Genomic DNA, 22,701 nt, shown 5'->3' on the forward strand with positions numbered 1-22,701 from the left:
GTTCTCATTTTTTAGTTTGTAGTCGCCAAGGCATGTGGATAACACGAGAAGCTAATGCCCAGGTAAGTAAAAAACGTAGCGCCATGGACAAACAGAAAGACCATGCAGCACCTTTTAAACCGTATACTGGAATCATGACCAGAATCAGCCCAATATTGACACTGCCAGAAAATATAGTAATCAACGAAAGCAGCGCTGTCTTTTTGGCATAAAAGATATAATTTGTCACCATGAAATACATGCCGTAAAAGATCTGGCCGACAATAAGGTAACTAATTATTTCTGCCGCTTGCTTGTAGGCTGATCCAGCCACAAGCACAAGTAACTCAGGTCCGATAATAAAGCCAAGTAAGCCCGCAGCAAACAAAACCCCATACCAAAGATAGGTTCTCTTCACCAAGAGAAGTTTTTCTTCGGCATCGTCACGCTTTAGAATTTCATAAAGATAAGGAACAAATGATTTATTGATTGCATCAAATACAATTTTGAGGGCCATACTCAACTGGAAAGCAAGTGTATAAATACCTGTCAGCGCCAACCCAAAGTGATCGTTAATGATTACTCTGTCGAAAGATGTCAATAGGAATCCACCGAAGACATGTGGAACTAACGGTGCACCGAAAATCATAATATCCGTCATGACATTTCGACGGGGCAAACTCCAGCTTATTGAATTTGATTTACACAAGCTGAACAACGCCATAACTGATAAAATTAATGTGCTAACAAAATTAGCAAGTATGTATTGCGCGCCCGTCTTCTCAATAGTAAATAAAAATATAAAAACGAATACCAATAGCGCCAAACCATTTGACACCTGAAACAAACCATAATTTACCGCTTGTTTTTGTACCTGCCACTGCACAAGACGCAACTGAATGATAAAGCTAAACGCTGAAACCCCTACTGCCAGCACGATCATTTCAAAAGATAAGCTTAGTTTTTGCGTGAGAAAGGTAGAGAAAAGTGAAAAAATAGCCAATACTACTAACACTGAAAAAAATAAAATGTAGATGCAATTGGCGTTATATCTTGCTTTTTCATCTTCGGAGACATCTTCAAAGTGATGCCTGGCAGAGGCTCCGGTCCCATTAAAGCCAATAATACCCGCAAGGCCCGCAGTTAACATCTGGAATATCGCTATCTGTCCATACTCAGCCGGGGTCAATGCCCTTGTTAGCACTGGTATCATCAAAAAAGGTACGGCCGCGTATAAGATATTTGCCAATAAGTAAATACTTCCATTTTTAAGCATTATAACTTCCGTTTATTAACTTCTAATGTTCTTTTATTCATTAAATATTCCGCATAATCAAAGTCTGTAGCTGTATCAATATCCACTGATGACTGGTTATCCATAACATAAGCAAATGTCGAATCGTTATAGCTAATTTTTCCACTCGCTGCGAGCATTTCAGTATCCATTACATAAATTGCACCATTAAGGCGATGATGGATGATGCGTAATTTTCCGGATGAAATACCCTGCTCAAATGCTGCCATTGATTCATTTTCACCCAGCACATTTGCCAATGCAGGGTGGTGCTCACACGGCGTTACAGATACAACCACCTGCGCCACTGCGTCTTTAAATTTCTCAATCGCCTCATCAATATGAACTGATGTTTTTAAAGGCGAAGTCGGCTGTAATAACACAACGATTTCATAGCTTTCTTTCTGCGATTTTAATTCATACAATAATACGCTTTCGGAAGAAGCGTTATCGCCTGAAATAGCTTCCGGACGGAGTTTTTCAACGGGACAGCCCCAATCTTTTGCGACATCAGCGATCTCTTTAGAATCCGTACTAACTACAACTTTATCAATATAAGTGCTGCCAGTCGCGGCTTCAATAGTCCAGGCAATAAGTGGCTTACCAGCAAGTGTCTTGATATTTTTACCTGGTAAACGCTTGCTGCCACCCCGAGCGGGTATAATAGCGATAATCTTTTTACCATTGATCATTTTAGTTATAGTCCGAGGTAAGAAATATCTTTTTGCGCACGTTCAAAGTCATCCATCCTGCCTATATCCAGCCAATATTCATGTACAGGAAACATCATTACCTGCAATCCCTGCTCCATCTGCTTTTCCAGCAATGTAGGCATATCAATTTTTGTATGGCGTGGTACAGACTTATAAACAGAGGGTTCTATAACATAAATACCCGCATTGACAAAAAACTTTTGTACGGGTTTTTCTTCCATATGTGTAATCACATTCCCCTCGCCCTTAATAACACCGTAAGGCACCTGATACTGGTACTCTCTGACGCACATGGTAGCAACGCCCTCAAAATCATTATGAGCGCGAAGCAACGACTCGATATTAAGTGTGGTTAACACATCACCGTTAATCATGATAAGTGGCAGATCTGGAACTGCAAGGGGTAAAAGCCCAAGAGCACCTCCCGTCCCCAACGGATGTTCTTCGTGAACGTACTCAATTTTCACACCAAACCTACTACCATCACCAAAGTAATTCGTAATCTGATCTGGCATGTAGTGTGTGGAAATATAAAAATTCTCAAACCCTGCTTCGCTGAATTGTATCAACAAGGTTTCGAGTATCGGTCGGTTTCCAACTTTGAGCATTGGCTTCGGGCAATCGTCGGTTAGTGGACGCAGCCTGGTACCAAATCCCCCAGCCATGATGAACACTGGATTTTGATATTTTGTTCTTGATAAGGAATTTTCCAGCGTTTTCAGGCCAATGATTTGGGATGTTTTTTTATCAATGACAGGTAGCGCTAGGATACCTTTCTCCCGCATCATTCTTACGATTTGATTTCGTGTAGTTTCTTCATATGCGATGATCGGGTTGGGATTCATCAACTCAGTGATAGGCACATCCAAGCTAACATTGTTAAGAATACCGCGGCGAATATCACCATCAGTTACGACGCCCAGTAACTCCCTGTTATGATTTGTAATTACTGCAATTCTTAAAGCTTCATCATTCATAACCTGAAGAGCTTTGCGAACTGTGTCGCCTGGCAAAAGCAGTATCTTTTCCCAATTTTTACTCATGGTCGGAAACTCCAGTGTTGCGGATGCTTTCTATTCGCGGAGAGGGTGAAAAGCATAGTGAATTTTCACTAAGGTCATGCTTAATAATGCACCCGGCCCCCACTATACATCTTTTACTAATATTAATGCCTTGGATAACAACTGACCCGGCGCCCAAAAAGACTGCATCATCTGTCACGGCCCCACCGCACACCAGACTGCCCGGAGCTACGTGGTTGTGACACCCAATGATACTATCGTGCTCTACCACTGCACGGGTATTAACGATAGAATTTCTTTTTATCAATGCGCCAGACTGAACTACTGCTCCATGCAGTATCTGCACACCCTCTTGCACTTTCGCGTAGGGGGAAATAATAGCATCAGTGGAAATAATCGTCTCAAAAATAAACCCTGCGGCTTTATATTTATGATAGATAGTTTCACGTAACTGAGAATGTGGAATAAATCCTATACCATTAACTATTGAGATCTCTTCTGGGGAAAAAATCTCAGCAAATTGATCATCGTTGTAAACAGGGATATTATTAAAAACCTGACGCTCTGGTTGGCCACTTGGCAATATTAGGGCAACTATCTTTCTTTTTTGATTAATTAAAATATCCGCCAGTACTGAGGCATGTCCGCCCCCGCCAATAATAGCGATCGGCTTATCATTTACCTTACTCACCGATCAAATCCCCGTTCTGGTAGCTTCGTTCCGCTTTTTTACCTAACAGTGACCAGTAGAGATAGGGGGACATCCCATTTCCGGGGCGCTTTATGATCAAATTGCTTTCATCAAAGGTTTCACCGCGCTGAATATCACTATTGGCGACCAGACTTTTCCTTGCTACCGATTTGTTTTTCAACTCAGAAACCGTCGGCGATTTGACACAGCCACCCAATGCCAGTTCAACGTCGCGAATAGCCTTTACCATAGCCTCTAACTCATCAGGCTCTAAAGATGCCTTGTGGTCGGGCCCATCCATAGTATTATCGAGAGTGAAGTGTTTTTCGATGACGACAGCGCCTCGTGCTACTGCGGCGACTGGTATTGTGATCCCCTGACTATGATCCGAATACCCTGCCGGAAGATCGAATGCCTGGCGTAACGTATCCATAACGCGCAAATTAATCTCATTGACTGGCGCCGGGTACTCCGTGGTGCAATGCAGAATCACAACCTTATCTTTCAGAGCACGCTGTCCTTCAGGTGACGCATACGCTCGTTCAAAGGCTTCCAGTGAGGGTGTTTCATCTTTGTCAGCAGTGTAACCAAAGGCAATTACCCCTAGTGCCGCCTCAATCTCGGAAAGCGTTGCCATGCCGGTTGAGACGATAATGTCACACCCGGTACGAGCATGTTGGAGCACAAGGGGCGCATTTGTCAGCTCCCCCGAAGGAAGTTTCAGTCGCTTCAGCCCAAGATCATTAACCAGGAACGCCAGACTTTCAGAGTCAAACGCGGTGGACAAAAACTCAATGCCGAGGCTATTGCAGTGCTTGATCAGTGCATGATGCGCAGCCCAGGAGAGCTCCAGGCGGCTTAGCATCGCCAGTTGCGACTCCTGTTTACCGGTATTGGCAACCTGATAATCAGCCTGCGCCGCCTGGTTTGTTACCAGATTTTTGGCTTTGAACGTCTGAAATTTTACGATGTCCGCGCCGGCTTTATGTGCCGCATTCACGAGTTCGAATGCGAGTTTTTCATCGCCATTATGGTTTACACCGGCTTCTGCAATAATGAGTGTCATGGGATATCACTTAAGATCGTAAAAAGTTTTACTGGGAATAAACTGCAACGATTTGATCATCGCGATGATTTTTTCGCTGGTGTTTCCATTGCCATAAGGATTCGGGATAGCCTCCCCTTCTGCCTTATAACTACGATCAACCGCACATTGAATTGCCTGCACGATATCGGCTTTATTCGCGTCACAATGAATGACGCTTTTCGCCGCTATGCGCCCCTTTTGTCGGCTGCCAATATTGACGGCAGGAACATAAAATGACGGTACTTCAATAATTCCGCTGGATGAATTACCGATAACGGCATCTGCGTATTTAACCGCGCTAAGGTAACGTACCTGCCCCAGAGACGGTATGGCTACCACTCTCTCAGGATTGTCGTGCGCGTATTTTTGTAACAACGGAATGATTTGCCGGCCACCGTCATCAGCATTGGGGTAGGTCAATATGATTTTATGTTCAGGGAAACAATCTATCGCATCCAGAAGCGCCTGAAAACTTGCAGTTGGTGGTTCATCACCTAACGTAACTGGATGATAAGTAACTAAGAAATAAGGCTGATTCAAATCTATATTTAGGGATTCCCCCAGCTCCGCACGCGACATAAATGAACCGCGTTTGAGATGATCTAACCCAATGGCACCCACATTTTCAACACGCTCAGGTGCCTCGCCCAGTTGAATAACACGGGCGCGGTGCTCTTCCGTTGATGTGGCGTGTAGATAGCTCAGTTTGGTGATCGCGTGACGGATAGCGTCATCGTAGGCCCCTTCAGTGATTTCTCCGCCATGCAGATGCAGGACTGGTATCCTCAGGATCATGGCCGTTTGCGCAGCGGCCAACGCTTCGAATCTGTCGCCAAGAATAATTACCACCTCAGGCGCTAACCGGGAAAACGCATCGGCAAACCCCAGCACGCCCAGTCCAATACTTTTTGCCGTACCTACCGGGGAATCCGATGAGAGCAGAATTTCAATTTTTTCGTCGATACGAAATCCATCTTGCTCAATCTGTTGCCATGTTAGTCCAAAGTCGGGCGATAAATGCATGCCGCTCACAATAAGCTGAAGATCGAGTTCAGGATCGTTTTGGATGTCTTTCATTAACCAGAATAGCAAGCCATATTCGGCCCGCGTTCCGGTGAACACCGCCACTTTTCGCGGCGTCAGCGTTGATGAGTTCATATCGTTGGTGAGCTCGGAAGGTTGACCAGACGCGCTTCAATAAACTCGGATACGGCCAGATCATCGCGCATGGCATCAGCGAACATCGGCAGCCGATGCATAAGCTTCCAGATGGGGCGTGCCATCACCTTTGCTTCATTCAAGTGCGTCAGCAGATCGTTTCTCACTTCATCACCGTCGCAAATCACCGCATTCAGCCAGTAATTTGACTGGGCGTAATCAGGCTCCCTAACAAAGCTATACTCTGAGCCTGCGAAGAATGTTTCGTACCCTTGCGCGATTTTACGTTTCTGCTCAAGGAAGGATTCCAGGCGTTCTACCTGACCACAGCCCAGGGCCGCATTCAGATTAGGCATGCGATAATTGAACCCGGGCTCATCATGATAAAATTCGTAGGGGTGCGGCACTTTGGCGGTGGTGGTGACATGCTTAGCGCGCGCGCCAGACTTCGTTGTCTTGCATAAGACCATTCCGCCGCCGCCGGTGGTGATAATTTTATTGCCATTGAAGCTTAATGCGCCGTAATCGCCCAGCGTTCCGGTGTGCTTCCCTTTATAAAACGAGCCCAGACTCTCTGCGGCATCTTCGACCAGTGCGATATGCCATTTGTTACATACCGCGATAAGTTCATCGAGCTCGACAGGATGCCCAAACGTATGCATTGGCACTGCCGCGCGTATGACCTGACGCGTTTTTTTATGTACGCACTCCTGCTCAGTTAACTGCGCATTCTCTTCAAGCCAGTTATCCAGGGCGACCGGGCATAATCCGAGACTAACCCGGGACACGTCGATAAAGACCGGCTCAGCGCCAAGGTGAAAAAGCGCATTACAAGTGGCAACAAACGTCAGCGCCTGGGTCACCACTAAATCGCCGCGTTTCACTCCCGCCAGATAAAGCGCGGCGCTAAGCGCGGCGGTACCGTTTACCGTTGCTACCGCACGAGCGGTACCGGTATAAACTTCCATCTTCCTTTCGAAGTCATCAACATACTTACCCACGCTTGAGACAAAGGTGCTTTCAAGCGTATCAAGGACATATTTCTTCTCATTACCCTGAAATGTCGGCGCATGTAGAGGGATAAATTCATCAGTTTTATATACGTCGCGTATAAATGAAATAATTGAATTAGTATTCATCCGGATTCCCATTCTTACATTTTTGCGTCGAGATATTTTCCAGTCTCTTTATGACCAAAGTCTGGAATCATTTCAAAGAAGAGTTTCACGATATCGTCTTTGGTCCACGATAACGTTTCGCGCATTGCAAGAATACGATGCTCAAAGTGCTCCAGCATTGCCTGATCGTAAAGCGGTTCGTTTTTGATAATCCCGAGATTTTCATAACGCGCCATATCGAGCGTTTCGTTCTCAGTGAAGAACTCTTCAAAATCTTTCTCACCGGTCGTGTCGCTGGACGTAAACAGGCAAGGCCATTTCCCCTGAGCAGGAAGTGTTTTGGCAAGCTCGCGGGCCTCATCTTCAGAGTTACACAAATGCGGCTCATAACCACGCTGTTTAAGATAGTGTACCGCGATATCCGCAAAAGTAATCAGATGCAGCGCTTCGCTCAACTTAGGGAAGAAGATGTCGCGATTTTCCCCAAAAATGCATGACATCAGGCATAGCTCGCCAGATTCTTGCGGGGTTACAAAATAGCGTTTGATATCATTTGGCGCGACAATTGGCTGCTTCTTTTCAAGACGCTGATTAAATCCGTGCAGTAACGATCCATCCGAAAAAGCCACATTGGCAAAGCGTGCGGTGGAAATTGCAATACTCTCACTCTTACGCATCAGAAACATTTCCATAATGCGTTTGGAGGCCCCCATCATATTAACCGGGTTAGCGGCTTTATCTGTCGATACACAGAAAAATTTCTTAACGCCTGCCGCCAGTGATTGCTCAATAGTTTTGTTAGTATTCAGAATATTGACTTCAATCATACGCATTAGTGTGAATGGATCTTTTTCACTACGCACATGTTTTAAAGCAGAAAGATTTAGAACGTAGTCATATTTCCCATCAGCTTTGATGAACGCATCATATTCCAGCGAACCAATATCTAACGCGAAGGTTTGAAAATCACCTGAAATATAGCCATATGAGCTGCGAATATCCCGCACCAGCTCAACCATATTATTTTCGCTGATATCAACCACATGAAGTTTAAGCGGATTGCGTTTAAATATCTCTTTTGTTACTGCTTTACCAATAGAACCAGCGCCGCCCAGAACCAGGAAGCGAGATGCTGAAACAATACGCTTCAATTCATTATTGTTATTTGCAATATCTGTATCGAAAAGGACTTTATCCCGACCAATTAATTCTAAAATATTATCCATGGGTAACAACCTGACTGTGGTATGCCTTAGGAGGCATGATAACGAACGCTGCGAAAATAGGCATTTTCACTCAATGCCTGCCACCTTTCAGGTTCGCAACGTCTCTGGAGTGTTCTCAAGTTAGGGTATTCTGGAACGCTACCGCCCCTGGCTCAATAGCTACCAGTGCACTAATAACGGCAGGACAAGGTCAGAACCGTCGCATTCCATTAGCTTGCAGAATCAGAGATCCTGCAAACTGTATCATACGTGTTCTTTCTCAAAGCAAGGGACATAAGCGAGGGGTCAGCCATATGGTCAATCTCAAGCTAATGTAATCTCTTGTTTTATATAGTCATTATTATACGCATTCAAAAAGCAAAACGGCAGCGAGTATCCAGTGAGTGTAGAACCAAATCAACCTGAATGCCCAACTGCCGCCCAATTATGCTGAAAAATCAGCAACTAATCTTCTTACTGCGCCAGCACCTTCTTAATGCTCTCGCGGAACTTCTGCCCTTCTTTCATATTGCGCAGACCATAGTTTACGAACGCCTGCATGTAACCCATTTTCTTACCGCAGTCGTAGCTTTCGCCTGTCATCAGCGTCGCTTCAACCGGCTGTTTCTTCGCCAGTTCAGCGATGGCGTCAGTCAGCTGGATACGGCCCCAGGCACCTGGTTCGGTATGCTCCAGTTCACTCCATACATCGGCTGAAAGCACATAGCGCCCTACCGCCATCAGGTCTGAGTTCAGCGTCTGCGGCTGATCCGGCTTCTCGATGAAGTCGACAATGCGGCCAATCTTGCCCGGGTTCTCCAGCGGATCCTGCGTGGTAATCACTGAGTACTCAGAGAGATCGCCCGCCATACGTTTTGCCAGCACCTGGCTGCGGCCGGTCTCGTTAAAACGAGCCACCATCGCCGCAAGGTTATAGCGCAGCGGATCGGCGGTTGCGTCGTCGAGAATAATGTCCGGGAGTACAACCACAAACGGGTTGTTGCCGATGATGTGCTGCGCACACAGGATGGAGTGACCCAGGCCCAGCGGCTGGCCCTGACGCACGTTCATGATAGTTACGCCCGGCGGGCAGATGGACTGCACTTCTGCCAGCAGCTGACGCTTAACGCGTTGCTCCAGCAGGGCTTCGAGTTCGTAAGAGGTGTCAAAGTGGTTTTCAACGGCGTTTTTGGAAGAGTGGGTTACGAGAACGATCTCTTTGATGCCCGCCGCGACGATTTCATCGACGATGTACTGAATCATCGGCTTATCAACGATAGGCAGCATCTCTTTAGGGATCGCCTTGGTTGCCGGCAGCATATGCATACCCAGGCCCGCTACCGGAATCACCGCTTTCAAATTACTCATTTCTCGTCCACCTCTAAATAGTTGATATTCCAGAATGCCGTAAGCGCGGTCGCTGAAAGATCGTTTAATTTCAGCGAGAAACCGCGGTTCTTATATCAAAGCAACTTGCTACATAAGAACTGACTTACTGTTCAATGTGGCTCAGAGAATTCGGAAAAGCCAACATCCATGCTGTTTCCAGGAACAACCGCAGCCCATTATGGGCTGCCCTGTTACCATCATTCAGATACGAAAGTGATATCGTCTTTTTTAACCGCAACAAACTCATATTGTAGCGTGCGATCGAGCCCTTCAGAAAGAGTATAGGGCGCTACGAAACCTGACTGATGCACTTTAGTGGCATCAAACTGCGTAGTCGCGCAGAATTTTTTTACCCGTACCGAACTCACCGCGTATTTTTTACCGGTCACCTTACTCAGGAGATCGAAACAGAGGCCACCAATCATACCCACCGGATAGGGGAGATGTACGGAGGGGATCTTTTTGTTCAGGCTCTGCTCAACTTCCGCCACCAGCTGGTTCATATTCAGATCTGGCTTATCAACATAGTTATAGACCTGATAGCCCGGCTCAGCGTGGTGCAGTTTGTACTTTATAAACTCAACGATGTTGCCGACGTAGGCCATCGACTTGTAGTTGTTACCCGCTCCCACCATCGCAAAACGACCGCTGGCAATCTGTTTAAGCAAGTTGTAGACGTTACCGCGGTTACGCTCGCCGAAAATCACCGTTGGGCGCACGATGGTCAGCGAACGTGATTCCGGAGCACGCTCAAACCACTCACGCAGCACTTCTTCAGCCTGCCATTTGCTTTTACCGTAGTGGTTGAACGGGTCGACAGGATGATTTTCATCGGGATTGGTTTTGTTCAGCCCGTAAACGGCCACCGAGCTGGTAAAGATGATGTTTTTGATATTGTGCTTATCCATCGCCGCCAGCACGTTACGGGTGCCCTGCACGTTTACATCGTAGTAAAGCGACGTCGGGCTGACGTCATCACGGTGTTCAGCTGCGAGCAGTACGACGGTTGAGCAGGAGGCGAGCTGACTATCAAGAGAGGCCTGATCGCGCACGTCACCGATGACGGTGAGGTCTGGATAAAAGTGACTCGATTGCTTGTCTACGTTTTTGATATCAAAATCAGAGATAGCGGTTTCAATGAGTCGGGTGCCAACAAAACCGGACGCGCCGATAAAAATGACCTTCTCTTTCATGTCCTGTCCGATGCGTTATTTATGCGAAAAAAAAACTGAAAGCGTTCTCCCGCTTTCACAATCAGGAAGCCACTTTCAGTAATTGAATTGCGTCCCTTAAAGTCAGACCGAAAAGTATAACCCTTTCGCCCAGGACCGCCAGTAGAAAAAATCCCAAACCCTGTCAAAGTTCACGATACAAATGAGTGATGTACGGCGGACTGTGGTCGCGATTTGAGATTTTTTCCCATCACCCCTTCCTTGCCGGCAGTGCGAAGTTGATGGTCGATGCATTCAGATGCTGATGATCCAGCCGGTCGATATCCACCGAACTCTCTCCTTTTTCATTCACCGCGTTAATGTTCGCCATCGACAGCAGGGTGTCGTGCTTCGCCGCGAACTTGCCGCGCACGTCTTTGCGCAGGTCGAAGTGGAGACGCATTGCCGGGCCGCGCGATGCTTCCTGCATGATGTCGATATTGCGCAAAAACAGGTGCTGCGGTTTGTTGTGCAGCTCAAGGGAGGCGCGCTTCATCTTCAGGTTGGTGATCGCCACAAACGAGGTTGCGTTCCCGGAGGAGATCTGAATCCCGCGCAGCTTCCACGGCAGCTCGCCGTTCTCCAGCGTGACGTCGTTAAGCTTGAAGTTCTGCGGGATAGAGAGATATTTGCCCCTTACCACGCCGTAGCCAATCAGCATCCCGGCGCTGTTTTTCATCTTCACGTGGTCGATGATGAAGTTATCGCAGCCGTAGATCGCCACCGTGGCGTTATCGATACCCGCCTTTTTGCTGAAGTCCGGGGTAATATTCTCGGCCTGAATATTACGAATGATAAAGTGCTTACCGTTTTCCACGTGCACCAGCTGGCGGCAGTTGCGGCCGGTGATGTTGGCCACCACAAAATGCTTCACCGCCTGGTCTTCCGGGTAGTCGTTATCATAGGTACTGCCCGCCAGCCCGATGCCGATACCCCAGTTGGTTTTGCCGTTGGTGCAGTTGATATCCTCCAGCAGATGATCGGAGATCAGCAGGTCGCGGTCATTGATGGCGACGTTCCACTCGATAGCATCCCCCTGCAGACGGCGGAACTGACAGTGGACGATGCGCACGTTGGTCATCTGGTTATGGAAGCCCTGACGCAAAATGGCGTAGTTAGCGTCGTGCACATTGAGGTTTTCCACCAGGAAGTTGTTCATCACCCGCTTCTTTTTGCCGCCGATGTAGATCAACGCTACCGGCGCGAGGCCGGTCATCTCCAGATCGCGGATGGTACAGTCGGAGCCGCGCACGTCCAGTACGAGGTTATTGATGCGCCCTTTCCCCTCCCCGCGCACGCTGCAGCCGTCCTGCAGGATAAAACGGCCTTTGCCGTTGCCCTTCATGCCGCCGGCGATACGCAGCGTGGCACCAGGCGGCATCCATACCGCGCTGTTAATGTTGTCGCAGACCAGATCCGCCGGGACATGCACGGTTTTCCCGCTCTGAAAGGCGCGCTTAAAGGCATCCGGCCAGTCGGAACGGAAATAGTTCTGCACGTTGACGGCATCGCCGCCGGTGGCCGCGCGCGCCAGCGGGGAGTGAAGCAGCGGTGAGACGGCCAGCAGTGAGCTGGCCTGAAGCAGAGTACGGCGTGAGAGTGTGGAGAACGCAGTCTTTTGGCTGTCGTTGCGCATAAATCCTCAACGTAGTCAGAGTGTGCTCAGCAGTCCGGAGAGTTTCTGGTAAATCACCTGCTGATTGAAGTCGGTTTCCACCTTCTGGCGGGCGCGGGCGAGTACCGGTTCCAGCGCGTCGCGATCCAGCGCGATAAAGTCTTCCAGACTCTGGGCCAGCGCCTGCGGGTCGTTTTCAGGCACCAGCCAGCCGGACTCCCCGGCTTCAATCAGCTCGGGAATACCGCTATGGACCGTAGACACCACCGGAATACCGACCGCCATCGCTTCCATCAGCGCCACGGGAATCCCTTCCATGTCACCATCAATACCGGTCACGGAGGGCAGCAGGAACAGGTCCGCCTGATCCAGCATCGCTTTCACCTCGTGGCTCGGTTTAAAGCCCGGCATGAAAATGACGTCGTCCAGCTGATACTGTTCAATCAGAGTGCGCAGACGCCGCTCCCAGGGACCGATGCCCAGTATGTTGTAACGAAAATCGACGCCGCGCCCTTTCAGCAGGCGGCAGGCTTCGATGGCAACGTGCAGCCCCTTTTTCTCGGTGAGACGCGCCACGGAGATAATTTCCAGCGGCGAGCCGGGGGCTTTGGTCGGGCGACGGGAGAATTTTTCCATGTCCACGCCCATGCGCGACACGGCAATTTTCTGCGGTGGACAGCCCATCTCTTTCAGACGTCCGGCCCAGAGGTCGCTGATTGGCAGCATCAGGTCGCCGCGATCGAACAGCTTTTTGTACTCCGGGATGTAGTGCTCCAGCACTTCGCGGTGCGACACGTCAATGCCGTGGAACACGGTAGCGATTTTCCCGCGCAGCACCCCGAGCTCGCGCAGTTTGGCGGCGGTAACACCCGCCGGGCCGAAGTGGGCGATGAAGACGTCGGCCCTGATCGTCCCCTGCACCCGGCCACAGATGGCCGAGAGGATCAGGTTGCGGGCTTCATCCCCGTAGCGCGCCATGTTCAGCGCCCGCCAGGTGCGGCCTTTGGTGATGCCCTTCAGGGTGCTGCCGGCACGGAACTTCAGCTTATCGACCTTGCCCTCCGGCTCGTCGAGCAGCCAGGTGGTTTTCTGCGCCAGGTTATACTGCTGCCACGCCGCGTGGGTGTTCTGCAGGTCGCCCTTGTGGATGGAAACAATCTCCACCTCGTAGCCCATGTTAATGAAGGCCACGATCTGATTGAGCACGAAAGTCTCAGAGGCGACCGGGAATTTCAGCAGAAAGAAGCTGACTTTCATGCGCGGCCTCCCGCGCGCGCCAGCACGGATTTCACCATCTGCTGGCCCTTCTCGCGTTCGGCAGCCACGGCTACGGCCAGACGCTGGTTGATTTCCGGCAGCTGGCCGAGGGTATCGCTCACCATCGCCTGCAGCGAACCGTCCAGCAGATGACGGATCTCAATTGCCATTTCCGGCATGCCGAGCTGCTGCATGATGCCCGCCGACTTGTGCTCATAGTTGATAGCAATTGCCGGGGTGGCAAAGTTCATAGAGATGATCGCCGAGTGCAGGCGCGTACCCACGGTCAGCGCACAGGCACCGAGGATCTTGCCCATCTCCAGATCGTTAAGCTCGTCCATTACCACATAGAAGCGGGACGGATCTTTAATCAACTTGCTGAGGTTGAGCGCCACCATACGGTCATCTTTGTTGTAGCTGTCGATGCCGGTACAGGTCGAGAGCGCCAGCACCTGATAGCCTTCGTCGATAATGCGGTTTACCACATCGGCAAATGCCTGCTCGTAGGCCTGCTGGGTGGTGCCGAGGCGCTTATCGAATGGGGCCAGCTCACGCAGGGTGATGGCCACGGTTTTTTCGCGCGCCGCCACGTCCAGCCAGTGCTGCACCGCGTAGCTGGCAACGAAGTCATCGTTGTGATGCTCCACCAGCCAGGCGGTATCCACCCCCAGCTCCACTTTCGAGGTGTCGATCTGGCCTTTTTTCATCAGATCGAGGCTGACGGTTTCACGCAGGATCAGCGCATCGCAGTGGCCAAACACGTAGTTCGCCAGCTGGTTAAACTGCGGCTCCTGGAACGGGCCGACGCTGTGACCAATCATATACAGCGGCTTTTTCGCCATAAAGGCACACAGGGCGTGCTCGAACTGCGGCGTGCCGTAGAGATCGACAAAGAACGAGCCGCCGACCTGGATAATCGCATCGTAGCCGCTCAGCAGGCTGACGAAGTCGGTAAAGCCCTGCGGCAGGGAGATATTGCGCAGCTTGCCGTTGCCGGTCACTTTCGACAGCAGCACCTGGTGCTGGTAGCGACGGCGCAGCACTTTCTTCACCCGGCCCATTACGCCCGCGGCGTTGTTAAACTGCTTCATCTGCTTGTAGAGCGGGTCCGGCATCACCTCGCGATCCAGCAGCCAGGCGGAGCTCACCGGATAGCGGCTCATGACGTCCACCTCGGCGGTGGGGTCCTGCAGGGAGATGGAATCAATCAATCCGCGCAAAATGGCGCTGTCACCGCGGTTACCACAGGTGTGGTTGCCTAAAATTAGTAACTTCATGTTGACCTCAAAACGGGGTTCTAATAATGGATGTCCGGCTTAACCAGCGCGAAGCAGCATTTTCATTTTTTCATTGCGGCAGAACTGACGCTTCAGCTCCACCACCAGCGCATTGCGCGACAGCACAATCATTACGCCGAAGGCCAGCACGCCGGCTGCGATCTGCACGGCTAACAGTGACGCCAGCGGCAGATGACCTTTCAGCGCCACGCCCAGCGCCCAGCTCACCACCAGGGTGGGCAGCGACAGGTAAAACGGCAGCCAGATGCTCTGGATATACTGACGGTAGCTGGAGCCCAGCACCGGTTTAATCATCACGAAGTAGCTCAGCACGGTGTTGATAATCTGCACCAGCAGGAAGCCCAGCGTGACGCCCAGCGCACCCGCCATGTGTCCGCCGACGATAATTGCCGGAATAAACAGGAAGGTTTTGAACACGTTGAACTTGAAGCTGATATCGACGCGCGCTTTCGCCATCAGCAGCGAACCGATGGGGTTGCCGATGGAGCGCAGCAGGCCGACGATGCACAGCAGCTGCAGGATCGGGATAATGCTCACCCACTTCTCACCAAACACCAGTGGCACGAAGTTATTGGCGACCACCATCAGGCCGAGCAGCGCAGGGAAGTTGATGATCCCCACCACTGACAGCAGCTTGTAGAAGTTAACGCGCAGCTTATCGATGTCGTCCTGGATCTTGGCGAACGCCGGGAACAGCACGCGGGTAATAATCGGGTTGAGCTTCATCGGCGGTACCACCGCCACGTTGTAAGCCAGGTTATAACCCCCGGCGACGCTGGCCCCGAGAATACGCGCCAGCACCAGCGTCGAAAGGTTCGTGTTGACGTAGTTGATCAGGCTGTCGGCGGTCAGCCACGCCCCGAAACGCAGGTTTGATGCCACCGACGCCAGCGAGAAGTGCAGCCCCGGACGGTAAATTTTCCGCCCGAAGAAGCCGAACAGCGCCGTGCGCACCAGGCTGTTAACCAGATAGCCCCAGATAGCGGTCATCGCTACCGGCCAGTACTGGGCGGTCACTACCGTGAAGGTAAAGCCCGCCAGCACCGAAAAGGTCTCAATCGAACCGATCTTGCTGAACTCCAGCTCTTTTTGCATCAGGGCGCGGAACTGCTGCCCGTGCGGGATCACCACGAAGGCAAACGCCAGGGTCTTGATCAGCGGTGCCAGGTCCGGGTTATTCAGCGCATCGGCAATCACGTCGCCCAGCAGGAACATCGCCACGCACACCACCAGCCCCAGCCCGACGTTGAGCCAGTAGAGGGTAGTCAGTTCGAGATTCGAGATCTCCTTGCGCTGGATAATCGAGTTGGCGATGCCGAAGTCAGACAGGGTATCGGCGAGGGCGATAATCACCAGCGCCACCGTCAGCAGGCCGAACTGGTGACTGTCGATGATGCGCGCCAGCACCGTCATCTGGATCAGCCCGAGGCTAATGATGATGACGGTGGCCATGGCTGACCACTTCGCCCCGCTGATGGTTTTATTTCTCAGGCTCATCGCGTACTCACTTAATAGGCCGCTTTGTTAACAAAGCCTTTGAAGATGGTCAGAAAGACGATTTTGATATCGAACCAGACGCTCCACTCGCGGATGTATTCCAGATCGAACTCGATGCGTTTTTCCATTTTTTCCAGCGTGTCGGTCTCGCCGCGCCAGCCGTTAATCTGCGCCCAGCCGGTAATACCCGGTTTCACCTTATGACGCAGCATGTAGCCCTGAATCAGGGTGCGGTACTGCTCGTTGTGCGCCACAGCGTGCGGGCGCGGACCGACGATAGACATGCCACCGGTCAGTACGTTGATAAACTGCGGCAGTTCGTCGAGGGAGGTGCGGCGCAGGAAGTTGCCCACCCGGGTCACCCGCGGGTCGTTCTGGGTCGCCTGGGTCACCACCGCATCGTTCTCCATCACGCGCATCGAGCGGAACTTCCACACCTTGATCGGCTTACCGTCCATGCCGTATCGCGTCTGACGGAAAATAATCGGACCAGGGGAGCTCATCTTCACCGCCACCGCGATGCAGCAAAGCACCGGGGAGATCAGCAGCAGGATCAGCGAGGAGAGAATAATGTCCTCAACGCGTTTCAGGATGCGGTTAATACCGCTCAGCGGAGTATCGAACAGCGGCACCACCGGTACGCCGTTCACCTCTTCGATGCGCGAGTGCAGGATGTTGAAGGTAAACACATCCGGGATGAGGATCACTGAGCAGGTGGTATCGGCAAGCGCACGCACCAGCTTCTTGATCTTCGGCTCGTCACACATCGGCATGGCGATATAAATATTGTGGATCTTCCCGGCGCGGGCATCTTCCACCAGCTGCTCCAGGGTACCGGCCCACTGAGCCGACACGCCCTCTTCGGTGGGATCCTGATACACCCCGACCACCTCGAAACCAAGCCACGGCTGGTTGCGGAAGCTTTCTGCCAGCTCGCTACCCACCGGCAGCGCACCGGCGATGGCCACGCGGCGCGTGTTATACCCGAGATTACGCAGGCAGCCCGCCCCGAAGCGGATAAAGGAACGGCACACCACCAGCCCGACGCTGCTGAGGAAGTACCAGGCGAAAATCAGGCCAAACGAGGCATCAAAATCGCTGTTAAAGGCCATTAACCCGGCGCTGAAGATGATGCTCAGCGTCCAGTTCTGCAGCAGCAGCAGCAGTTCGGTGGAGATTTTCACCCCGCGCCAGGAGCGGTAGAAGTCGGTGATCCCCCCGATCATCTGGAACACCACCAGCGTCATCAGGGCCATCAGCAAATGGATGTAGAAAAACGGCAGCGCGTAAAACTTACATACCAGCCACAGTCCGAAGAACATGATGGTGATATCAGAGAATCGTTGCACCATTGAAATTAACGATGCATTCGTTTTCGCCCGTTCGCGTTTTTTTAGATTTGTCATCGTTGTACCTGTAAGCGCCAAAGCGCAGTGTAGACGGTCGGCGTCGTCTGGTCCTTTTCACAGTAAGGGACGCCATACGCGTCTCGCCTCACCTTCCATTCGTGTGTTACGACGGGCCGGGAGCGCCGGCCCGAGGTAATTACTGCGTCAGCAGTGCCAGAATCTCTTTGGTGCGCGCCTGCATCAGTTCGGTGTTACCGCGCGACTCAACGTTGAGACGCACCACCGGCTCGGTATTCGAGCTGCGCAGGTTAAAGCGCCAGTCCACGAACGCCATGCTGATGCCATCGGTGCGGTCTACCGACAGCGCCTGGGAGGCAAAGTGCTGCTCGACGCGGGCAATTGCCTCTGCCGGCGCGGCAATCTTGTTGTTGATTTCGCCGCTGGCCGGGAACGCCGCCATGCGGTCGCGCACCAGCTCGCCCAGCGACTGGCCTTTCAGGCTCAGCAGCTCGGCCACCAGCAGCCACGGGATCATGCCGCTGTCGCAGTAGGCGAAATCACGGAAGTAGTGGTGGGCGCTCATTTCGCCGCCGTAGATGGCGTCTTCCTGGCGCATGCGCTCCTTAATGAAGGCGTGGCCGGTTTTCGACATCACCGGGGTGCCGCCCGCGGCGTTTACCACGTCCACGGTATTCCAGGAGAGACGCGGGTCGTGAATGATCTTCGCGCCAGGGTGTTTTTCGAGGAACGCTTCGGCCAGCAGGCCAACGATGTAGTAGCCCTCGATAAACTGCCCGGTTTCGTCGAACAGGAAGCAGCGGTCGAAGTCGCCGTCAAAGGCGATGCCCATGTCTGCCCCGTGCTCGATCACCGCGTTGCGGGTATCGTCGCGGCACTCCGGCAGCAGCGGGTTAGGGATACCGTTCGGGAAGTTACCGTCCGGGGTGTTGTGCACCTTGATGAACTCCACCGGCACGCCCAGCGTTTTGAAGCGCGCTTCGATGGCATCCACCACCGGGCCGGCCGCGCCGTTCCCGGCGTTGATCACCAGCTTCAGCGGCGTCAGGTTGTTGACGTCGATATAACCCAGCAGGTGGTCGATATAGGCGTCACGCAGGTTAATCTGCTTATAGCTGCCGCGCGCAGCCTCGTTCACCGGCGGGAAGTCGTTGGCTTCGGCCAGGCGCTGCACGTCGCGCAGCCCGGTGTCGCCGCTGATCGGGCGCGCGCCTTCGCGCACCAGCTTCATGCCGTTATAGTCCATCGGGTTGTGGCTGGCGGTGACTTCAATGCCGCCGTCCACGCCGAGGTGGAAGGTGGCGAAGTAGATTTCTTCGGTACCGGACAGGCCGATATCCAGCACGTCCACGCCCGCATCCTGCAGACCGCGCGCCAGCGCCAGCTTCAGGGCTTCACTGGTCAGGCGCACGTCGCCGCCCAGCACGATGGTTTTTGGTTTCAGAAACTCGCCGTAGGCGCGGCCAATCCGCCACGCAATATCTTCATTCAGCTCTTCGCCCAGACGGCCACGAATGTCGTAGGCTTTGAAACAGGTTAACTTTTCCATTTTTTTATCTCTTACGTCGTTTTTTTAGTGGAAAAACGTCAGTTATACGCGCCCGTAGCGGTCAGCAAACCGCACCACGTCGTCCTCTTCGAGGTACGAGCCGGAACGCACTTCAATCAGGTCGAGCGGGATCTTGCCGGGGTTTTCCAGGCAGTGGGTGGCACCGAGCGGGATGTAGATCGACTCGTTCTCGCCCAGCAGTTTGATCTCGTCATCGATAGTCACCTTCGCGGTGCCTGCCACCACAATCCAGTGCTCGGCGCGGTGATGATGCATCTGCACCGACAGCCCTTCACCCGGCTTCACGGTGATACGCTTCACCTGATAGCGGTCGCCGGAATCGATAGAGTCATACTTGCCCCACGGGCGATATACTTCGCGGTGGATGTGATGCTCATGGCGACCGTCGGCTTTGATCTGCTCCACCACCTTTTTCACGTCCTGGACGTGATTACGGTCGGCAATCAGCACCGCATCTTTGGTCTGCACCACCACCAGATCCTTTACGCCAACCGTCGTCACGAGGCCGGATTCGGCGTAGACGTAGCTGTTTTCGGTCTTATGGCTGATGACGTCGCCATGATGGACGTTTCCCTCCGGGGTCCGCGGGCTTATCTCCCACAGCGATGACCAGGAGCCGACATCGCTCCAGCCTGCATCCATCGGCACCACCACCGCATCGGCGGTTTTTTCCATCACCGCGTAGTCGATAGACTCTTCCGGACAGGCGAGGAAAGCTTCCTCATCCACACGCACGAAATCGAGATCCGGGTCGACGGTGCTCATGGCGCGCTCGCAGGCTTCCAGAATGTCCGGACGGTATTTGCCCAGCTCTTCCAGGAAGCGACCGGCGCGGAACAGGAACATCCCGCTGTTCCAGTAGTACTCGCCGGAGGCGACATAGGCCTGGGCGGTATCGAGATTCGGTTTCTCCACAAACTGCGCCACGCTGAACGCCACGGCGTCCACCTCTGCGGTACCCGGGTTGGAGACCTCGCCGCGGCGAATGTAGCCGTAGCCGGTTTCTGGCAGATCCGGCACGATGCCGAAGGTCACCAGCTTGCCGCTTTCGGCAAACGGCATCGCATTACGCACCGCCTGGCGGAACGCGTCTTCGTTCTGGATAACGTGGTCTGCCGCCAGCACCAGCATCAGCGGATCGCTGTCCGGGCTGTTGCGTTTAGCCGCCAGCGCCGCCAGGGCGATAGCCGGCGCGGTGTTGCGGCCCGCCGGTTCAAGAATGATGTTTTCGGTCAGCTTGTTGAGCTGACGCAGCTGCTCGGCGACGATAAAGCGGTGCTGCTCGTTGCAGATCACCACCGGGCTTTCGCACTGCACGCCGTTCAGGCGGCAGATGGTGGCCTGCAGCATGGTGAGTTCCCCTTTCAGGCAGAGAAACTGTTTCGGATAAAGCACGCGGGAGAGCGGCCACAGACGGCTGCCAGAGCCGCCTGCCATAATCACCGGGTAGAGTTGTGACTGACTCATGATTGATCCCCGTATCCACCGTCGCTCACGGTCGCGTGCGGCACAGCCTGCACGCCCTCGCGTTGCGCGGTGATATCAGCAATAAACTGGCTTAACACGTTCTCTTTTTCGAGCGTGCGTTCGGCATATTCACGTGCCACCGTGTTCTCTTCGGGCATCGCCAGCGCCTGCAGGATACCTGCCGCCAGCGCATCGACGGATTCAGGCTCTACGCACACGGCAATGCCCGGATAATTTGTGCAAAGCTGCCCCAGCTCGGTCTGCGCCTCGGCGGTGATCACCGCGTTGCCGCCGACCGCCAGAATGTTGGTGAGCTTGGAAGGCAGGACCGCATCTGCTGCACCGCGACGCTGGATAACCAGGTGGCAGTCGCCCATTTTCAGCAGGGCCGGCAGCGCCTCGTAAGGCTGGAGCGGGAAGAATTTCACGTTGGTCAGGCCGCGCTCGGCCACCATCTTCTCAAGGCGCGCTTTACCGCCGCCCTGGCCGACAATGGCGAAGGTCCAGGCCTGATTGCGGAAGCGGTCCGCCACTTCAATGACGTTCTCAAGCCCCTGCTTCTCACCGACGTTACCGGAGTAGAGCAGGACTTTATGGTCAGCGGGCAGCCCAAGCTGGCTGCGCAGCGCCGCCACCTGTGCGGCCTCAACGTCGCGAAAACGCGCCACTTCTGACCAGTTCGGGAAGAAGACCACCCGCGACGGCTCGACGCCTTTCTCGATGGCTTTGTTCATCATCGAGCGCGAAATGGTAGAGACGTTATCAACGTTGTGCAGCGCACTGCGTTCAAAGCGGCTGGCGAGACGGGCAACGGTGCCGCCCTCCCCTTTGCCGGCCATACCAAGACCGAGCATCGCGTCCACTTCGTAATCCTGAATGTGCAGCACGGTGTGCGCCCCGGTGAGCTTCGCCAGCAGGCGCATGCCCGGTGAGCAGAACAGGGTCGGCACCACGCCGATAATCACATCGGGTTTCCAGCGGCGCTGGCCCAGCAGCGGGAACAGCGAGCTGAATGCAAAGCTCCCGAGGTGGATCAGGCGCTTCAGGGTAGAAGGCTGTTTCGGCACGTAGAGCGGGCAGCGCCAGACGGTGGCTTCGCCCTGCTCTTTGCGGTAGCGCCAGCTGGCGTAGCCGTTCTGTACCGCCCACTGCGGGTAGTACGGCGGCGCGGTGATGACGTGAACGTCATGGCCCTGACGGGCCATCCATTCCACCATCTCGCCGGTGTATTTGCCGGTGCCGGTCAGTTCAGGGGCATAGTTGATGCCATACACCAGAATCTTCATAGCCCCGGCGCCTCCGCCTTACGTTCGTCCAGAAAATAGGCGCGGCTGTTGTCATGCACATCGTCGCGCGCCAGCAGCGCTTCAGGGGTCTGCCAGCGGTAGTCGTTGTGCTGCTCGGTAGGGAGGCGGAGATCCGCCTCCTGCACCTTCAGCCGGAAGCCCAGCACGATGTAGTGGGTCGAAAAATCGCTGCCGGAGAAGTTATCGTCGTAAAAATGCTGCCATACGCCGTAAAACTCGCCGTCACCCATCGTGAAGCCTTTGCCCAGTTCCGCCTGCGTCAGACGTTCAAACGCGGCGGCCAGGGTCTCATCTTTCTGCACGCGTCCCCCCGGCACGAACCAGAAGCCCTGTGCCGGACGGTTATTGCGTTTGCCGAGCAGAAACTCTCCCCGCTGGTTCTCAACGATCAGATCGATGGAGATAAGCGGCGTGGAGCGCACCACGGTGGCAAAGTCTTGCTGGCTTAAAAACATC

Annotated in this window: 19 protein-coding genes; all 19 read right to left on the minus strand. The window is 53.1% G+C overall.

What is annotated here, in order from left to right; all coding sequences use genetic code 11:
* Window positions 1–4: 4 nt before the first annotated feature.
* Entirely contained in the window at window positions 5–1,255 is a 1,251-nt protein-coding gene (locus KFZ77_RS12710) for a lipopolysaccharide biosynthesis protein (RefSeq protein ID WP_264384402.1), read from the minus strand.
* Window positions 1,255–1,965: an acylneuraminate cytidylyltransferase family protein gene (locus KFZ77_RS12715; RefSeq protein ID WP_264384403.1), complete on the minus strand. Its 711-nt coding sequence runs from the start codon at window positions 1,963–1,965 to the stop codon at window positions 1,255–1,257. The genes KFZ77_RS12710 and KFZ77_RS12715 overlap by 1 nt, the downstream gene beginning before the upstream one ends.
* A 5-nt stretch (window positions 1,966–1,970) precedes the next feature.
* Window positions 1,971–3,029 (minus strand): nucleotidyltransferase family protein, encoded by a 1,059-nt coding sequence (locus KFZ77_RS12720; RefSeq protein WP_264384404.1) that lies wholly within the window; start codon window positions 3,027–3,029, stop codon window positions 1,971–1,973.
* On the minus strand, window positions 3,022–3,699 hold the full coding sequence (locus tag KFZ77_RS12725) for an acetyltransferase (RefSeq protein WP_264384405.1): 678 nt from the start codon (window positions 3,697–3,699) through the stop codon (window positions 3,022–3,024). Before KFZ77_RS12725 ends, KFZ77_RS12720 begins: the two co-directional genes overlap by 8 nt.
* A complete protein-coding gene (gene neuB, locus KFZ77_RS12730; protein ID WP_264384406.1) occupies window positions 3,692–4,765 on the minus strand; it encodes an N-acetylneuraminate synthase in 1,074 nt (357 codons plus the stop codon). The genes KFZ77_RS12725 and neuB overlap by 8 nt, the downstream gene beginning before the upstream one ends.
* Window positions 4,766–4,771: 6 nt before the next feature.
* Complete coding sequence (gene neuC / locus KFZ77_RS12735; protein ID WP_264384407.1) at window positions 4,772–5,944, minus strand: UDP-N-acetylglucosamine 2-epimerase; 1,173 nt, start codon at window positions 5,942–5,944, stop codon at window positions 4,772–4,774.
* Window positions 5,941–7,083, minus strand: coding sequence for a LegC family aminotransferase (locus KFZ77_RS12740; protein ID WP_264384408.1), 1,143 nt, complete (start codon window positions 7,081–7,083; stop codon window positions 5,941–5,943). Before KFZ77_RS12740 ends, neuC begins: the two co-directional genes overlap by 4 nt.
* Window positions 7,084–7,097: 14 nt before the next feature.
* The gene (locus KFZ77_RS12745) at window positions 7,098–8,288 is read right to left on the minus strand and encodes a UDP-N-acetylglucosamine 4,6-dehydratase (protein ID WP_264384409.1); all 1,191 of its coding nucleotides are present in this window, start codon (window positions 8,286–8,288) and stop codon (window positions 7,098–7,100) included.
* A 453-nt stretch (window positions 8,289–8,741) separates the two neighbouring features.
* Window positions 8,742–9,635: a UTP--glucose-1-phosphate uridylyltransferase GalF gene (gene galF, locus KFZ77_RS12750; RefSeq protein WP_264384410.1), complete on the minus strand. Its 894-nt coding sequence runs from the start codon at window positions 9,633–9,635 to the stop codon at window positions 8,742–8,744.
* A 218-nt stretch (window positions 9,636–9,853) separates the two neighbouring features.
* On the minus strand, window positions 9,854–10,849 hold the full coding sequence (locus tag KFZ77_RS12755; protein WP_031520860.1) for an NAD-dependent epimerase/dehydratase family protein: 996 nt from the start codon (window positions 10,847–10,849) through the stop codon (window positions 9,854–9,856).
* Between the two features lie 229 nt (window positions 10,850–11,078).
* A complete protein-coding gene (gene wcaM / locus KFZ77_RS12760) occupies window positions 11,079–12,503 on the minus strand; it encodes a colanic acid biosynthesis protein WcaM (protein WP_264384411.1) in 1,425 nt (474 codons plus the stop codon).
* 15 nt (window positions 12,504–12,518) lie between these two features.
* On the minus strand, window positions 12,519–13,739 hold the full coding sequence (wcaL, locus tag KFZ77_RS12765; protein ID WP_264384412.1) for a colanic acid biosynthesis glycosyltransferase WcaL: 1,221 nt from the start codon (window positions 13,737–13,739) through the stop codon (window positions 12,519–12,521).
* A complete protein-coding gene (wcaK, locus tag KFZ77_RS12770; protein ID WP_264384413.1) occupies window positions 13,736–15,016 on the minus strand; it encodes a colanic acid biosynthesis pyruvyl transferase WcaK in 1,281 nt (426 codons plus the stop codon). The genes wcaL and wcaK overlap by 4 nt, the downstream gene beginning before the upstream one ends.
* 39 nt (window positions 15,017–15,055) lie before the next feature.
* Window positions 15,056–16,534 (minus strand): colanic acid undecaprenyl disphosphate flippase WzxC, encoded by a 1,479-nt coding sequence (wzxC, locus tag KFZ77_RS12775; protein ID WP_264384414.1) that lies wholly within the window; start codon window positions 16,532–16,534, stop codon window positions 15,056–15,058.
* A gap of 11 nt (window positions 16,535–16,545) precedes the next feature.
* On the minus strand, window positions 16,546–17,940 hold the full coding sequence (gene wcaJ / locus KFZ77_RS12780; protein ID WP_031520851.1) for an undecaprenyl-phosphate glucose phosphotransferase: 1,395 nt from the start codon (window positions 17,938–17,940) through the stop codon (window positions 16,546–16,548).
* A 139-nt stretch (window positions 17,941–18,079) separates the two neighbouring features.
* Entirely contained in the window at window positions 18,080–19,450 is a 1,371-nt protein-coding gene (gene cpsG / locus KFZ77_RS12785; RefSeq protein ID WP_264384415.1) for a colanic acid biosynthesis phosphomannomutase CpsG, read from the minus strand.
* Between the two features lie 42 nt (window positions 19,451–19,492).
* Window positions 19,493–20,938 carry a mannose-1-phosphate guanyltransferase gene (gene cpsB, locus KFZ77_RS12790; protein ID WP_031520848.1) on the minus strand — a complete coding sequence of 482 codons (1,446 nt, stop codon included), beginning with the start codon at window positions 20,936–20,938 and terminating at the stop codon, window positions 19,493–19,495.
* Complete coding sequence (gene wcaI / locus KFZ77_RS12795; RefSeq protein WP_072001984.1) at window positions 20,935–22,224, minus strand: colanic acid biosynthesis fucosyltransferase WcaI; 1,290 nt, start codon at window positions 22,222–22,224, stop codon at window positions 20,935–20,937. Before wcaI ends, cpsB begins: the two co-directional genes overlap by 4 nt.
* Window positions 22,221–22,700, minus strand: a complete 480-nt coding sequence (locus KFZ77_RS12800; RefSeq protein ID WP_031520844.1) for a GDP-mannose mannosyl hydrolase — start codon at window positions 22,698–22,700, stop codon at window positions 22,221–22,223. The genes wcaI and KFZ77_RS12800 overlap by 4 nt, the downstream gene beginning before the upstream one ends.
* Window position 22,701: the final 1 nt, after the last annotated feature.

Source organism: Siccibacter colletis (genome assembly GCF_025914095.1).
GTDB lineage: Bacteria > Pseudomonadota > Gammaproteobacteria > Enterobacterales > Enterobacteriaceae > Siccibacter > Siccibacter colletis.

Coding starts and splice junctions, on each gene's coding strand:
- KFZ77_RS12710 (WP_264384402.1), bottom strand. CDS start 1,255: ATGCTTAAAAATGGAAGTATTTACTTATTGGCAAATATCTTATACGCG.
- KFZ77_RS12715 (WP_264384403.1), bottom strand. CDS start 1,965: ATGATCAATGGTAAAAAGATTATCGCTATTATACCCGCTCGGGGTGGC.
- KFZ77_RS12720 (WP_264384404.1), bottom strand. CDS start 3,029: ATGAGTAAAAATTGGGAAAAGATACTGCTTTTGCCAGGCGACACAGTT.
- neuB (WP_264384406.1), bottom strand. CDS start 4,765: ATGACACTCATTATTGCAGAAGCCGGTGTAAACCATAATGGCGATGAA.
- neuC (WP_264384407.1), bottom strand. CDS start 5,944: ATGAACTCATCAACGCTGACGCCGCGAAAAGTGGCGGTGTTCACCGGA.
- KFZ77_RS12740 (WP_264384408.1), bottom strand. CDS start 7,083: ATGAATACTAATTCAATTATTTCATTTATACGCGACGTATATAAAACT.
- KFZ77_RS12745 (WP_264384409.1), bottom strand. CDS start 8,288: ATGGATAATATTTTAGAATTAATTGGTCGGGATAAAGTCCTTTTCGAT.
- galF (WP_264384410.1), bottom strand. CDS start 9,635: ATGAGTAATTTGAAAGCGGTGATTCCGGTAGCGGGCCTGGGTATGCAT.
- KFZ77_RS12755 (WP_031520860.1), bottom strand. CDS start 10,849: ATGAAAGAGAAGGTCATTTTTATCGGCGCGTCCGGTTTTGTTGGCACC.
- wcaM (WP_264384411.1), bottom strand. CDS start 12,503: ATGCGCAACGACAGCCAAAAGACTGCGTTCTCCACACTCTCACGCCGT.
- wcaL (WP_264384412.1), bottom strand. CDS start 13,739: ATGAAAGTCAGCTTCTTTCTGCTGAAATTCCCGGTCGCCTCTGAGACT.
- wcaK (WP_264384413.1), bottom strand. CDS start 15,016: ATGAAGTTACTAATTTTAGGCAACCACACCTGTGGTAACCGCGGTGAC.
- wzxC (WP_264384414.1), bottom strand. CDS start 16,534: ATGAGCCTGAGAAATAAAACCATCAGCGGGGCGAAGTGGTCAGCCATG.
- wcaJ (WP_031520851.1), bottom strand. CDS start 17,940: ATGACAAATCTAAAAAAACGCGAACGGGCGAAAACGAATGCATCGTTA.
- cpsG (WP_264384415.1), bottom strand. CDS start 19,450: ATGGAAAAGTTAACCTGTTTCAAAGCCTACGACATTCGTGGCCGTCTG.
- cpsB (WP_031520848.1), bottom strand. CDS start 20,938: ATGAGTCAGTCACAACTCTACCCGGTGATTATGGCAGGCGGCTCTGGC.
- wcaI (WP_072001984.1), bottom strand. CDS start 22,224: ATGAAGATTCTGGTGTATGGCATCAACTATGCCCCTGAACTGACCGGC.
- KFZ77_RS12800 (WP_031520844.1), bottom strand. CDS start 22,700: ATGTTTTTAAGCCAGCAAGACTTTGCCACCGTGGTGCGCTCCACGCCG.